The organism is Kineococcus rhizosphaerae (genome assembly GCF_003002055.1).
Lineage (GTDB): Bacteria > Actinomycetota > Actinomycetes > Actinomycetales > Kineococcaceae > Kineococcus > Kineococcus rhizosphaerae.
On sequence record NZ_PVZF01000005.1, the window covers coordinates 188,316 to 202,161 of the forward strand.

The 13,846-nt window shown below is 73.6% G+C and carries 12 protein-coding genes; 6 read left to right on the forward strand and 6 right to left on the reverse strand.

Features of this window, described 5'->3' with window-relative positions; genetic code table 11:
• Positions 1 to 24: 24 nt before the first annotated feature.
• Positions 25 to 228 (forward strand): hypothetical protein, encoded by a 204-nt coding sequence (locus tag CLV37_RS11830; RefSeq protein WP_106210487.1) that lies wholly within the window; start codon positions 25 to 27, stop codon positions 226 to 228.
• Here CLV37_RS11830 and CLV37_RS11835 read toward each other — a convergent pair.
• From CLV37_RS11835 to CLV37_RS11855, 5 genes are all read right to left on the reverse strand, one after another.
• Complete coding sequence (locus tag CLV37_RS11835) at positions 225 to 1,172, reverse strand: ROK family protein (RefSeq protein ID WP_106210489.1); 948 nt, start codon at positions 1,170 to 1,172, stop codon at positions 225 to 227. The two genes, CLV37_RS11830 and CLV37_RS11835, sit on opposite strands and share 4 nt — an antisense overlap.
• Positions 1,173 to 1,203: 31 nt before the next feature.
• Positions 1,204 to 1,656, reverse strand: a complete 453-nt coding sequence (locus CLV37_RS11840) for a hypothetical protein (RefSeq protein WP_106210491.1) — start codon at positions 1,654 to 1,656, stop codon at positions 1,204 to 1,206.
• Positions 1,653 to 2,765 carry a polymorphic toxin type 24 domain-containing protein gene (locus CLV37_RS11845; protein WP_106210493.1) on the reverse strand — a complete coding sequence of 371 codons (1,113 nt, stop codon included), beginning with the start codon at positions 2,763 to 2,765 and terminating at the stop codon, positions 1,653 to 1,655. Before CLV37_RS11845 ends, CLV37_RS11840 begins: the two co-directional genes overlap by 4 nt.
• On the reverse strand, positions 2,762 to 3,070 hold the full coding sequence (locus tag CLV37_RS11850) for a hypothetical protein (RefSeq protein ID WP_146149376.1): 309 nt from the start codon (positions 3,068 to 3,070) through the stop codon (positions 2,762 to 2,764). Before CLV37_RS11850 ends, CLV37_RS11845 begins: the two co-directional genes overlap by 4 nt.
• 141 nt (positions 3,071 to 3,211) lie before the next feature.
• Positions 3,212 to 3,850, reverse strand: coding sequence for a nucleoside triphosphate pyrophosphohydrolase (locus tag CLV37_RS11855; RefSeq protein WP_106210776.1), 639 nt, complete (start codon positions 3,848 to 3,850; stop codon positions 3,212 to 3,214).
• 57 nt (positions 3,851 to 3,907) lie between these two features.
• On the opposite strand from CLV37_RS11855, the gene CLV37_RS11860 reads away from it, so the two are divergent.
• Positions 3,908 to 4,456, forward strand: a complete 549-nt coding sequence (locus CLV37_RS11860; RefSeq protein WP_106210498.1) for a Uma2 family endonuclease — start codon at positions 3,908 to 3,910, stop codon at positions 4,454 to 4,456.
• Positions 4,457 to 4,459: 3 nt separating this feature from the next.
• Here the strand turns inward: CLV37_RS11860 and mfd are convergent, their stop codons facing one another.
• Complete coding sequence (gene mfd / locus CLV37_RS11865; RefSeq protein ID WP_106210777.1) at positions 4,460 to 8,047, reverse strand: transcription-repair coupling factor; 3,588 nt, start codon at positions 8,045 to 8,047, stop codon at positions 4,460 to 4,462.
• Positions 8,048 to 8,162: 115 nt separating this feature from the next.
• Here mfd and CLV37_RS11870 point away from each other — a divergent pair, with 115 nt between their 5' ends.
• The 4 genes from CLV37_RS11870 (at position 8,163) to CLV37_RS11885 (ending at position 13,668) form a co-directional block, all read left to right on the forward strand.
• The gene (locus tag CLV37_RS11870) at positions 8,163 to 9,971 is read left to right on the forward strand and encodes a DUF4012 domain-containing protein (protein ID WP_106210500.1); all 1,809 of its coding nucleotides are present in this window, start codon (positions 8,163 to 8,165) and stop codon (positions 9,969 to 9,971) included.
• Between the two features lie 155 nt (positions 9,972 to 10,126).
• Positions 10,127 to 10,462 carry a hypothetical protein gene (locus CLV37_RS11875; RefSeq protein ID WP_146149377.1) on the forward strand — a complete coding sequence of 112 codons (336 nt, stop codon included), beginning with the start codon at positions 10,127 to 10,129 and terminating at the stop codon, positions 10,460 to 10,462.
• Positions 10,463 to 11,259: 797 nt separating this feature from the next.
• A complete protein-coding gene (locus CLV37_RS11880; RefSeq protein ID WP_106210504.1) occupies positions 11,260 to 12,420 on the forward strand; it encodes a glycosyltransferase family 4 protein in 1,161 nt (386 codons plus the stop codon).
• A 90-nt stretch (positions 12,421 to 12,510) separates the two neighbouring features.
• The gene (locus CLV37_RS11885; RefSeq protein WP_106210506.1) at positions 12,511 to 13,668 is read left to right on the forward strand and encodes a glycosyltransferase; all 1,158 of its coding nucleotides are present in this window, start codon (positions 12,511 to 12,513) and stop codon (positions 13,666 to 13,668) included.
• Positions 13,669 to 13,846: the final 178 nt, after the last annotated feature.

Below are 13,846 nucleotides of genomic sequence, written 5' to 3' on the forward strand. Positions count from 1 at the left end.
GGAGGCGATCCCTGGGGGGCGACGGTGAGCGAGGGCGACGACAGCTGGCGGTTCGACGTGGACGGCGAGGTGCTCGAACAGGACCGGATCCGGTTCTCCGACGAGGAGTTCCGCTTCCCGGTCGGGGACCGCGAGGTGCTGGTCGAGGTGGACCTGGCCTACGGCGGCTTCGCGACGCGGTCCTCGCTCGAGTTCGACGGATCCCACGTCGAGCCGCTGCGGCGCTAACCGGCGAGCGTCGTCCAGCCCAGCCGGCCGGCCCCCACCAGGCCCGAGCGCCGGGGCAGGGTCGAGGTGCTGATCCGCACGTCGGCCAGGTGCGGGTAGACGGCGAGCTCGGCGTAGGCGCGGCGCAGCGGGTCCATGAGGACGTCGCCGGCCGAGGCCACGCCACCGCCCACGACGATGTCCGTGAGGTCGAACAGGGCCGCCGTGGACAGGAACGCCGAGGCCAGCGCGCGGGTGCCGGCGGCGATGACCGCGGTCGCCACCGGGTCGCCCTCGCGGGCGTCCTGCGTCAGGTGCCGGGCGTCGGCGGCCTCGCCCACGCGCCAGCCCTGCGCGTGCGCGGCGCGGACCATGGCCGGGCCACTGGCGTAGGCCTCGACGACGCCGGAGGCCCCCGAGCCGGGCAGCAGCTCCCCGTCGAGGACGACGCCGACGTGGCTGATGAACCCCGCGTTGCCCGTCTTGCCGGCCAGGATCCGGCCGTCCAGGACGATGCCGCCGCCGATGCCGGTGGACACGACCACGCCCATCATCGACGGCGACCCCGCCGCCGCCCCGACCCACTGCTCGGCCGCCGCGAAGCACTGGCCGTCCTGCGCGAGCGCGGCGGACACCGTGCGCCCCAGGGCCTGCGAGGCCTGCGCGGCGACGTGCTCGACGAGCGGGAAACCGCGCAGGGAGACGATGTTCACCGGGTGCACCGTGCCCGTCGTGGTGTCGACGGGGCCCGCGGAACCGATGCCGACGACGTCGGCGACCTCCAGCCCCTCACCGCGCCCGTCCGCGACGACCGCACGGACGAGGTCGGCGAGCGCCCGACCGACCGCGTCGGCGTCGCGCGCGTCGGTGGGCACCTCGCGGTCGTGCAGCACGGTCCCGTCGTCGGCGACGAGTCCCGCGGCGAGCTTGGTGCCGCCGATGTCGATGGCCAGGACGTGGGTCACGGTCGGTGACCCTACCCAGCCGCGGGACGCCTCACCCGCGGTCGGTCCACAGCAGGACGGTGGGTCCGTAGTCGTCGACGACGTCGGTGCGGACCTGCAGGTGGGGGAACTGGCGCTGCGCGGCCGCCCGCCAGGCGTCGGCCATGACGAGAGCCACCTGCTCCAGCGCCCGCTCCTCGTCCTCGCCCGCGGGCGGGAGGAGGTCCCAGAGGCTCTGGTGGTTGATCATCCGTTCGACGTCCTGCGCGCGGCCCTCCAACTGCGCCAACCACGTGCGCAGGTTCTCCGGCTCGTAGTTCTCAGCCACCAGCAGGCACCCCTGCACGTCCACGAAGCGAGGGGCGAACACCGACGCGAGGGCCACGGCGTCGGTGACGCTGACGTGGCGGTACACGTAGTCGGAGACGCTCGGGGGCGGGTCGAACGGCTGCCGCCACGCCGCGAGGGCGGGGAGGCTGAACGGGTCGAACGCTTCGTCCTTCACGGGATGATCCCCTCCACCTCGTCCGGGGTCGCCGGACGGACGTGCCTGCCCTTCTTCACGAACACCTCGCCGGTCTCGGGGTTGAGGTCTCGTCCGAACTCAACCACGTGCGGTGTGTCGACCCCGCCGTGGGACCGCCCGGTGACGTCCACCCGTTTGATCGGCAGCCCGTCACCGTCGTAGACCTGGTAGTGGGTGACCCGGCCGGCGGCATCGCGACGCACCAGCACCTGGCCCGGCCCCGCCGACTGCGGGAAGTTCCCCCTCCACGGATCGCCCTGGACGGCGCGGAGGCCATCGGGCACGGGGCGCCCTCCCGGGGCGGTCCTGCGCGCGAGTGCCCTCGCCCCCGGCGCAGCGGCGCGGACGCCGGCGGCGAGCCCTTCGGAGGCGACGCCGCCGGCGGCGCCCCACAGGACGTCTCGCCCCACGTCGCGGGCGTCGTGGACACGACCCGATGCGGTGACCAGGTCGACGGCGTCGGCCCCCAGAGCCACCCCGGCACCGTGCGCTCCCGCACGCGCGACGCCTCTCAGCGCCCGCAGCGCCGCCCCGAGCCCGCGGACGCTCGCGGCGAGCTCGTCGAGGGTCCGCAGGAGCGCCGCCCCGGTCTCGCCGATCCTCTCGACGAGGGCCACGATGCGCAGTGCCCGCGCGCCGGCGGCGATGGTCGCCACGCACGTCGCCAACCCGGCGGTCACGACGTCGAGAGCGAGCCCCACGGCCTCCCACTCGATGATCTCGGCCGCGATCACCCCGATCTCGACGATCGCCCGGTGCGCCTCGTCCGCGAAGCCGCGCAGCGACGCAGCGCCGTCGTGCAACTGCGTGGCGACGGAACTCGCCCGGGTCCGCGCCTGCTCGACCTGGCCGACGACGGCGGCCGGCGTGTCGCCGGACCACGTCACGTCCAGCACGGCCAGGTAGGAGTTCGAGACCTGGGCGTCGACCGCGTTCCCGAGGTCCTGCCAGGCCCGTGCGACGTCCCGGACGCCGTCCGGGTCGACCAGCGTGTCGGTGATGCCGAGGAACTCGAGGACGGACGCCGTCGAGCCCCCGATCTGCCGGTTCACCTCACCGATGAGGTGCAGCGGGTTCAGGTCGGTCACGAGCCGCCCGCCGCGCCGGCCAGTCGTTCGTCGGCGGCCGCCGTCTCCGTGGCGAAGAGCCGCATCGACGCCGCAGCGTCCTGCAGAAGGCCGGAGAAGTCCGTCACCGCCTCCGCCAGCGAGCCCATGGCCTCACCGACGCTGGTCTGCGCGTGGGCCATGCGCCCCACCAGCCCGAACGCCGACAGGTCCCCCGCCGCGCTCCGGAAGGACGCGGCCGAGTGCGAGAGGGCGTCGGAGCAGGCGGTCAGACGATCCGCCCCCGCCACCACCGAGGCCCCGTCGACGACCAGTTCCCCCGCCACCACGTCCCCCTCCAGCGTCCAGGAGGACCCGACGGTAGGGCTCCCGAGAGCATCACCCGGACCGCACAGCGCCCTCCGGGTGACGGACAGCACCGGACGGGCGACGCGGCGCCACGGATCGTGCAGCCCCGGTGACCCTCCTCAGACGCGCGACTCCCGCTGGCGCGCCGCGCTCTCCAGCCGCCGCGTCGTCGTCCGCAGCGCCGCCTCCGGGTCGACGCCGGCCGCGTGCGCCTTCCGGACGACGCGCAGGAGTTCCTCCCCGATCTCCTCGGCCGTGGCCTGCGCCTGGGTCCCCTCGTCGAGCCCGTTGCGCTGCAGCCGGCCCAGCACCTTGTCGGCGCGCGCGAGCGCCGGCAGCTGCAGCGGGATGCCGTCCAGGACGGACTCGCGCGGTTTCTCCGTCGCCTTGATGGCGTCCCACCCGGCCTGCAGGTCCTCGGCGACGGCCTCCCCGGCGAAGACGTGCGGGTGCCGCCGCTCCAGCTTGGCGACGATGGCCGCGGCGACGTCGTCGACGTCGAACGGTTCGGCGCTGTCCTCCTGGGCGACGCGGGCGTGGAAGACGACCTGCAGCAGCAGGTCCCCCAGCTCGTCGCGCAGCTCGGCGCGGGTGCCGTTCTCCACGGCGTCGACGACCTCGTAGCTCTCCTCCACCAGGTACCTCAGGAGGGAGGTGTGGGTCTGCTGCGCGTCCCACGGGCAGCCGCCGGGTGAGCGCAGGCGGTCCATGACGGCGACGAGGTCGAGGAGCTTGTGGCCGGGCCGGGGATCGCTCACGATGGGCACGGTACAAGTGCCTGGACTCGCAGGGACGACCCGGAGGAGGCGAGCGCGATGTCGGTGACCACACCGCTGCCGGCGGGCGAGTCCATGTCCTGGGAGCAGTACGAGGCCCTGCCGGAGCAACCCCGCACCGAGTACATCGATGGAGTCGCCGTCGTGACCCCCAGCCCGGACCTGCGTCACCAGGAGATCTCGTTCGCCTTGGTCACGCTGCTTCGATCGGTGCTGCCGCCGACCCACTCGGCGATGCTCGCGTGGGCGTGGAAGCCGGGCAAGGACGAGTTCATCCCCGACGTCATGGTGTGGGCCCGGGCCGACGAGACGGGCACGAAGCGTTTCACCGGGATCCCGTCCCTGGCGGTCGAGGTCCTGTCCACCAACCGCAGCGACGACCTGCTGCTGAAGATGGCCAAGTACGCCGCGGCGGGCCTGCCCCGCTACTGGATCGTCGACCCCCGCGAGCGCACCCTGTCCGTCCACGTCCTCGACGACTCCGGGGTGTTCCGTCCCGACCGCGTCCTGCGGGACGGCGACCCCACCGTCCCGCTGGACGTCGGCCCGGCGACCCTGACCCTGGACCTCGGCGCCCTGCTGCCGTAGGCCCTACCGCGCGTTGCCCGCCGCCACCGCCGCCGGCTGGTCGAGCAGCACCGCGTTCACGAACTCCGTCGCCCACGCGAGCATCTCGGCGTTCTGCAGCGGTTTGCCCCCGATCCGCGCGGTCATGGGCGCCGGCACGAGCGCGACGTCGAGGGCGGGTTTGAGGATCGTCCCCGGGTACAGGCGCTTGAGGCGCAGTTCCTTGGACTCGGGCAGGTTGATCGGCGCGAACCGGACCTGCTTGCCCATGAGCGCGACCTCCCGCAACCCGCCCTGGCGGGCGGCGATGCGGAACTTCGCGACCTCGAGCAGGTTCAGCACCGGCTGCGGCGGGGTGCCGTAGCGGTCGACGAGTTCGGCGTGCAGCTCGACGAGGTCCTCGGCGGAGTCGGCGGCGGCCAGCCGGCGGTAGGCCTCCAGCCGCAGCCGCTCGGAGGGCACGTAGTCGTGCGGCAGGTGGGCGTCGATCGGCAGTTCGATCTTCACCTCGGTGGGTTCGGGTTCGGCGTCCTCGTTGGCCGCACCCGGCACCTTGTTGCGCACGTCGGCGACGGCGTCGGCGACCATCCGCATGTAGAGGTCGAACCCCACGCCGGCGATGTGCCCGGACTGCTCGCCGCCGAGCATGTTCCCGGCGCCGCGGATCTCGAGGTCCTTCATCGCCACGGCCATGCCCGACCCGAGGTCGGTGTGCTGGGCGATCGTGGCGAGCCGGTCGTGCGCCGTCTCGGTCAGCGGTTTCTCCGGCGGGAACAGGAAGTAGGAGTACGCCCGTTCCCGGCCGCGGCCCACCCGGCCGCGCAACTGGTGCAGCTGCGACAGGCCCATGGTGTCGGCCCGCTCCACGATCAGCGTGTTCGCGTTGGAGATGTCGAGGCCGGTCTCGACGATCGTCGTGCAGACGAGCACGTCGAACCGCTTCTCCCAGAAGTCGACGACGACCTGCTCGAGGCGGTGCTCCCCCATCTGCCCGTGCGCGGTCGCGATGCGCGCCTCGGGGACGAGTTCCTTCAGCCGCGCCGCGGTCCGCTCGATGGAGGAGACCCGGTTGTGGACGTAGAACACCTGCCCCTCGCGCAGGAGCTCGCGGCGGATGGCGGCGGTGATCTGCTTCTCCTCCTGGCCGCCGACGTACGTCAGGACGGGGTGGCGTTCCTCCGGCGGGGTCGCCAGCGTCGACATCTCGCGGATGCCCGTGACGGCCATCTCCAGGGTGCGCGGGATGGGGGTGGCGCTCATGGCGAGCACGTCGACGTTGGTGCGCAACGTCTTCAGCGCTTCCTTGTGCTCGACGCCGAACCGCTGCTCCTCGTCGACGACCACCAGGCCGAGGTCCTTGAACTTGACCTCGCCGCTGATGAGGCGGTGGGTGCCGATGACGACGTCGACCGACCCGTCCGCGAGCCCGGCGATGGTCTCTTTGGCGTCCTTGCCCGGCGTGAACCGGGACAGGGGCTTGACCACCACGGGGAACTGCGCGTACCGCTCGGCGAACGTCTTGAAGTGCTGCTGCACGAGCAGGGTGGTCGGCACGAGGACGGCGACCTGCTTGCCGTCCTGGACGGCCTTGAACGCCGCCCGCAGGGCGATCTCGGTCTTGCCGTAGCCGACGTCGCCGCAGATGAGCCGGTCCATGGGGACCGGTTTCATCATGTCGGCCTTGACCTCGTCGATGCTGGCCAGCTGGTCGGGGGTCTCGACGTACGGGAAGGCGTCCTCGAGCTCGCGCTGCCACGGGGTGTCGGGCCCGAACTGGTACCCCTTGGTCGCCATCCGCGCCGAGTACAAGCGGATGAGGTCGCCGGCGATCTCCTTGACCGCCCGGCGTGCCTTGTTCTTGGTGTTCGACCAGTCCGAGCCGCCCATCTTCGACAACGTCGGGGCCTCGCCGCCGGTGTAGCGGGTGACCTGGTCCAGGGTGTCGGACGGCACGAACAACCGGTCCCCGGGCTGGCCGCGCTTGCTGGGGGCGTACTCCAGCACGAGGTACTCGCGGGTGGCCCCGGAGACGGTGCGCTGCACCATCTCGACGAAGCGGCCGATGCCGTGCTGCTCGTGGACGACGAAGTCGCCCGGGCGCAGCGAGAGCGGGTCGACGGCGTTGCGGCGCCGGCGCGGCGCCATCCGGCGCATGTCCTTCGTCGACTGCCCGCCCACGCCGGTGATGTCGGACTCGGTGACCAGGGCCGTCTTGAGCTTCTCGGCGACGAACCCGTGCTCGACGCTGGCCGTGGTGACGGTGACGACCGACGGTGCGGGCTCCTCCACGAGGTCGTCGACCAGGCGCGCGGGCACGTCCTCGCCGGACAGCATCTCGACGAGGCGCTTGGCCGGGCCGTGCCCCTCGGTGGTCACGACGATGCGCCAGCCGGCCGAGGCCAGGTCGCGCAGCTCGTGCAGCGCCTTCTCGGTCTCCCCGCGGTACCCGGCGACGTCCCGGGCGCCGACGCGCAGGATCCGGACGTCCTCGAGGTCGCGCAGCTCGGCGTCGTCCCCGAGGGAGGTGATCGACCACCACGGGCGGCCGGTGACCTCGGCGTGGGCGCGGACCTCGGCCAGCGTCGCGAACGACGACGCGCCGAGGTCGACGGGGGTCTGCCCGCCCGCCGCGGCGTTCACCCAGGCCGCGTCGAGGAACTCCGCCCCCGTGGCGACGAGGTCGTGCGCGCGGGCGCGGACCTTCTCGGGGTCGGTCAGGACGACGTGGGTGCCGGCGGGCAGCACGTCGAGCAGCGGTTCCATGCCGTCGACCAGGGCCGGGGCCAGGGACTCCATGCCCTCCACGGCGATGCCCTCGGCGAGCTTGGCCAGCACGTCCGCGGCGCCCGGCAGGCTCTCCGCGAGCGCCGCCGCGCGCTCGCGGACCGCGTCGGTCAGCAGCAGCTCGCGGCACGGCGGGGCCCAGACCCCGTCGGGCTCGACCTCCAGGGTGCGCTGGTCGGCGACGGAGAAGGAGCGCACCTCCTCGACCTCGTCGCCGAAGAACTCCACGCGCAGCGGGTGGGGGCGGGTCGGGGGGAAGACGTCGAGGATGCCGCCGCGGACGGCGAACTCCCCGCGCCGCTCCACCATGTCGACCCGCGTGTACGCCGCGGCCGCGAGCGCCGCGACGGTCGCGTCGAGGCCCACCTCGTCGCCGGCGCGCAGCCGGACGGGTTCGAGGTCGGCCAGCCCCTTGACCAGCGGCTGCAGGACGGCGCGCACGGGCGCCACGACGACCCGCACCTCCCCGGTCGTGGGGTCGTCCGGCGAGGGGTGGGCGAGGCGGCGCAGGACGGCGAGGCGCTGGGCGACGGTGTCGCTGCGGGGCGAGAGGCGTTCGTGCGGCAGCGTCTCCCAGGCGGGGAACTCGGCCACCGCGTCGTGCGGCAGGTAGCAGCGCAGCCAGGTCGCAGTGTCCTCGCACTCGCGGCCGGTGGCCGTGACGACCAGCAGCGGCCGCTCGGCGGCGAAGGCCGCCACGAGGGCGGGCCGCACGCCGAGGGGGGCGACGACGTCGAGGGCGCTGCTGCCGCCCTCGTGGGCGGTCTCGACGGCCGCGCGGACGGCGGGTTCGGTGCGCAGGACGTCGAGCAGGCCGGTGAGGCTCACGAACACTCCGAGAGAAGATCCGGAAGGGGTGCGACCAGCCTACGACCGGTGTCCGACACGAGCCCGGTCGCGCCGGACGGCCGGGGACGACACCCCTGCTCGCTACTGTCGCGACGTGTCCGACCACGCCGCGCAGTCCCCCGACGAGCCGATGCCGACCCGCCGGGCCGGGCGCCGCGAGCGCCGCGGGGGCCGGCGCCGGCCGGTCCTGCTGGTGCTGGGCGTCGTCGTGCTGGTGCTGCTCGCCTGGGTCGTGGCGGTCGCGGTGTCCGGTTACCAGGCCGGGCGCGCCCTGCAGCGGGTGGCCGACCGGGTGCCGGTGCTGGAGCAGCAGGTCCGCGACCAGGACCTCACCGCGGCGACGACCACCGCGGCCGCGGTGGCGCGGGACGCGGCGGCCGCCGACCGCGCGACCGCGCAGTTCCCCTACCGCTGGGCCGAGCACGTGCCGTGGGTGGGTGACCAGCTCGCCGCCGTGCGGGGCGGGGCGCACGCGGCGGCGCTGCTGACCGAGCCGCTGCCGGAGGCGCTGCAGACCGCCGGGAACGTGGTGCGCGACGGTCTGGTCTCCGCCGACCGGCGGGTCGACGTCGCGGGCCTGCAGGAGCTGATCCCGGTCGTGACGGACTACCAGGCCCGCGTGGCAGCGGCCCGGTCGTCGCTGCGGGCGGGACGCGGCCCGGACGTGCTGCCCGCCATCAGCCGCCGGCTGGACCCGGTGGCCTCGCGGCTCGACACCGTCGCGGGCCCGCTGGACACCGCCGCCCGGGTGCTGCCGCAGCTGCCGTCCCTGCTGGGGGCGGACGGCGCCCGCACCGTCCTGGTGGCCTTCACGAACCCTGCCGAGATCCGGCCGGTGCAGGGCATCGTCGGCGCCTACGCCTACCTGTCCGTCGACGCCGGGAAGATCTCGCTGACGTCCACGGGGACGGACAACGAGCTCTACAGCGCCAGGGCGGACGTCTCGGCGGTGAGCGCGGAGTACGCGGCCCTGTACGGCGAGGACGCGTCCATCGTGCAGAACGTCACGACCGGCGGCAGCGCGGACGAGGCCGGGGTCCTCACGGCCTCCCTGGTGACCGACGCCGGGCTGCCGAGGCCCGACGTCGTCGTCTTCGTGGACCCCGTCGGGCTCGCCCAGCTCCTGGGCACCGACCACGCCCCGCTGGAGCTCGGCCCCTTCGGGCAGGTGCGCACGTCGGACCTGGCGAAGACCCTCATGTACGACGCGTACGTCACCTACGGCGCGGACCAGGACGCCCGCAAGGCCTTCCTGGCCGCGACGTCGGCCGCGGCGTTCGAGGCGGTCCTGTCCGACGGGCTGTCGACGGCGGCGCTCGACGGGGCCCGCACGGCGGTGGGCTCCGGCCACCTGGCGGTGTGGTCGTCGAAGGCCGAGGAGCAGGCCGCGCTGGTGGCGGCGGGGGTGGCCGGCGTCCTGGGCGACCCCGCGACGGCGGGACCGGTCGCCCGCGCGGGCCTGACCAACACCGAGCCGTCGAAGCTGGACTACTGGGTCCAGCCGGCGTTCGAGGTCTCCGCGCCGTGCGCCGCGACCGGTGCGGGGAAGGGTTCGCTGACGCTGACCCTCACCAACACCGTGCCGGAGACCATCCCGGACTACGTGGCCAACGCGACCGCCCGCCGCGCCGCGGACCGCCGGACCGCCCAGGAGACGGTGTCGCTGTGGGTGGCGCCCTGGGTGGGGCTGGACGGCGTGACGGTCGACGGTCGCGGGGTGGGGACGGCCGTCGACTCCGAGGAGGGGTGGCGGCTGGTCCGGCTGACCGTGGACCTGCCGCCCGGCGCCCCCGTGGTCGTGACGTGGTCGTTCAGCGGCTCCGCGGCGGCCCTGCCCCGCACGGTGACCGGTCCTGCGACAGCCAGTGCTCCGACGGTGACCACCCGGAGCTGCACCCCGTGAGCGTTGCGCCGAACGGGTGGATCTCGTCACCGAGATCACAACACGTCACACGAACAGAGTCGATCAACTGGACTCCGGGGGTGACGTTCCGTCATCCTGAGCCCTGCCTCACGATCACAGGGTTCGCTGAGGTACCGAAAGTGGGGGGAACCACCGTGCCCAAGACCACCGTCCGCCTGGCCGCTGCCGGCGCTCTGACCGTCGCCGCTCTGGGCGCCTCCTCCGGGGCGGCCTTCGCGAGCAACTACGCCCCGACGACCCCGACCCCCACAGTGTCGGACGTCGTCACCCCGTCGGCCAGCCCGACGACCGGTGGCTCGACCCCGTCGACCACCCGCTCCACCACCCCGGCCGCCGTGGCCGGCACCAGCGACGAGCTCGCCTACACCGGCGCCGACGTCCTGCCTTGGGCCGCTGCCGGTTCCGTGCTCGTCCTCGGCGGTGCCGCCCTGGTCGTCGCGAGCCGCCGCAAGCCGGGTCGTTCGCACTGAGCTGACGCACCACGCACGAAGGGCCGCCGGGTGATCCCGGCGGCCCTTCGCGCGTCCGGACGGAGCCGTCGGGACGGCGGGGACGGCACACGCGGCGCACCGCCGCCCACAGGGCTGCTCGACGCCGAGCACAGCCTCATTCCGGCGTCGATCCAGACGCCCGAGCGGTGACGGTCAGTAATCATTCAGCACACGAACACTCTCCGACACTTCGCTTCTCCGGATAGTGGACGAACTGGACTCAACGGGTGAAGATCCCCCATCATGGAGCCGCTTCGCACCTGCAGGACCAACGATCTCCACCCCTGTGTGAGAGGCGATCTTCACCCGCAAGACCAGGCCGTCGCACAGATGTCTCACAACGGTGTCCGTACGACGGGTACCGCGTGACCCAGGCCGACCGGCGTCCTCCCACCCTCCGGGGAAGGGCGCTGAGATGGAGACCCGCAGTGACCACAGGTGAGTTCCGGTTCGTCCTCCGCCGCAGGTTCGTGCTGCTGGTCGTCCACCCCACCCCGACCGCTCCGGGGACGCCGGGCGCTCGCCCCCGTCGGGCCCGGCCCGCGGGTCCACGGCGCCCCACCTCGCGAGCACTGCCCCGGACGGCGGGGGCCCCGGGTCACCCTCCCGCCCGGGACCGAGCCGGCGACCGCCCCCACCGGTCGCCCGTGACGCCCGGACGGCCGGCGGCCGAGGCGGGTCGACCAGGCGCACCACGACGACAGCCCGGCACGACGGCCACCAGCCGCTGACCGCTCACCGCCCCCAGTCCCCCTCCACCCCCAGGAGTCGACGCCGTGAACGACCGACTGCCCGCCGTCTTCGTCAGCACCAGCTCCATCGTCTGGGGCGCCGAGCTGAGCCTGCTCACCACCGCCCGGCACCTGGCCGACCAGGGCGTCGAGGTGGGGCTCCTGGGTCAGGCGCCGGACCTCGTCGACAGCTGGCCGGGGGCGGCCAAGCGCCTGGCCACGGGCACGCAGTTCTACCTGCGCCTGTTCGAGGTCGCGTTCCGCGACAGGCCGCAGGCGCTCGTCTGCTGCAACAACCGGCTGTCGATGGTCTTCGTCCCGTTGCGGATCGTCCCCCGGCGGTGGCGGCCGGCGCTGGTGTTCGACCTGCACGACTACATGCCCGCCCCGCGCGGACGCCGCCGGATGAAGTGGTCGACCTGGTTCTTCGACCGCGTGATCGCCGTCAGCGAGTTCACCACGACCCAGCTGCACCCCGACTACACCTCCGTGACGGTCCTGCCCCGTCCCGTCGAGCTGGACCCGGCGGCCGCGGGCAGCGCCACGACCATCGACCTGACCGCCGACCGCCCGCAGGTGGACCGGGTCGGCGTGGTCGGTCGCCTCGACGCGGACAAGCGGATCGAGGTGGTCGTCGACGCCGTCGCGACGATGCCGGACGTCACCCTCGTCCTGCGGGGCGGTTCCGGTCTGGACGAGACCTACACCGAGCGGTTGCTCGAGCACGCGCACGCGGTGCTCGGGGAACGCCTGGTCTACGAGGGACGCGTGCCCCGGGACTCGGCGATGCAAGGGCTGTCCTGCCTGGTGGTGGCCAACCACGAGGAGGCGCTGGGGCGCTCGGTGGCCGAGGCGCAGCTGGCCGGGGTCCCGGTCGTCGTCCCGGACCGGGGCGGCGCCTCGGAGATGGTCGACGAGGGGGTCACCGGCCGGCGTTTCGAGGCCGGGTCCGCGCAGGACCTCGCCGGGGTCCTGCGCGAGGTCCTGGACCAGGAGAGCGAGGTGGCGACCATGGCCAAGCACGCGCAGGACATCGCCGCGGAACGGCACTCCCCGCGCGAGATCGCCGGGAGGTACCTGCGTGCGGCCACCTCGGGGAGTTCGTCGCGCCCGGTCCGGGCCACGTTCTCGGTGCTCGCCGACCGGCTGCGGAACCGCGGGGAACTCGCTGCGGGAGCGGACGCGGACCAGCGTCGTTTCGCCTGAGGGCACCCGCCGCCCGTTCGGCCGGGACGGGACCACCCCCGTAGTACGGTTCACGCACGACCTCCTCCCCGTCTCGTCCGAGAGGTGCACATGCGCGTCTTCGTCCTGCTCGAGCACGGCAAGGGCGATCCCCGCTGGGGCGAACGTTTCCGCCGCGGCGAGGTCTACGAAGCCACCCCCTACGGGTACGGGACGGTCGAGGACCCCGACGTGCAGGTCGTGCTGTCGACCGACCACGCGGAGGGTCGGCTCTCATCGTTCGTGCGCCGGGGAACCGCCAAACTCCTCGGTTTCGACCTCGTGCACGCGCTGCGGCAACTGCCGGAACTCCGGCGGGCCGACGTCGTCTGGACCCACACCGAACGCGAACACCTCGGCCTGGGCCTGCTCAAGGGTCTGGGTCTCGGCCGCGGAACCCGCCCGCTGCCCCCGGTCATCGCGCAGTCGGTGTGGGTGGCGGACCACTGGAACTCCTGGCCCCGGCCCCGGCGGGCCCTGTTCCGCTGGTGCCTCGGCCACGTGGAACTCCTGACCACGCTGGCCCCCCTCAACGCGGCGTTCCTCGAACGCCTCACCGGTTCTCCCGTGCGGGTCGTCCCCTTCGGGGTGCGCGAGGACCCCTGGCCCGGCTCGGGTGGGGTGAACCCCGGACCCACCGCCGAAACCGCTGCCGAACCTGCTGCCGACCGGCCGATCCGCGTGCTGTGCCTGGGCAACGACGTTCACCGCGACTGGGAACTCCTGCGCGAGCTGGCGCGGGTGGCCGGCCCGGCCGCCGAGGTGACGCTCATCACCAAACGCCTCGCGCCCTCGTTCGCCGAGGGGTTGCCGAACCTGCACGTGCGGCCCGCCCTGCAGGTGGCGCAGACGGCGGACGCCTACGCCGCCGCCGACGTCGTCTGCCTGCCGCTGCACACGAACCTGCACGCCTCGGGGATCACCGTCCTGCTCGAGTGCGCGACCTGGTCCACCCCGTGCGTGGTCACGGACACCGGTGGTCTGCGGACCTACTTCGACGACGACGCCGTCCGCTACCTGCCCGAGGGGGCGGCGGCGGAACGGTGGTGGCAGGAGGTGCGTGATCTCGTCGGCCCCGCGGGCGAGTCGGTGGTCGCCGCCATGCGCGCCCGGGTGCGCAGCGAGCAGTTCACCGACACCGGGTACGCCGAGCGGCACGTCGCCTTGAGCAGGGAACTGCTGGCGCGGATGGGCACGCGGTCCCGGACCGCGGAAACCCTCTCCCGGTAGTCGTCCGCCGACGAGGACGGTCGAGGTCGCACGCTCCAGCGCGCGACCTGGACCGGCCCTCGTCTTCACCGATGCGTCACAGTCGACGGGCCGATGCCCCGACGACCTTCGGTACTCTGGGGCCCGCACCTCGGGCCGGGACGGCTCGGGCGTCGGGCGCGGTCCGTCGAACCGTCCC

Bases quoted from the DNA above. Each gene is read 5' to 3' on its own strand.
- CLV37_RS11860 (WP_106210498.1), top strand. From the start codon at position 3,908: ATGTCGGTGACCACACCGCTGCCGGCGGGCGAGTCCATGTCCTGGGAG.
- CLV37_RS11885 (WP_106210506.1), top strand. From the start codon at position 12,511: ATGCGCGTCTTCGTCCTGCTCGAGCACGGCAAGGGCGATCCCCGCTGG.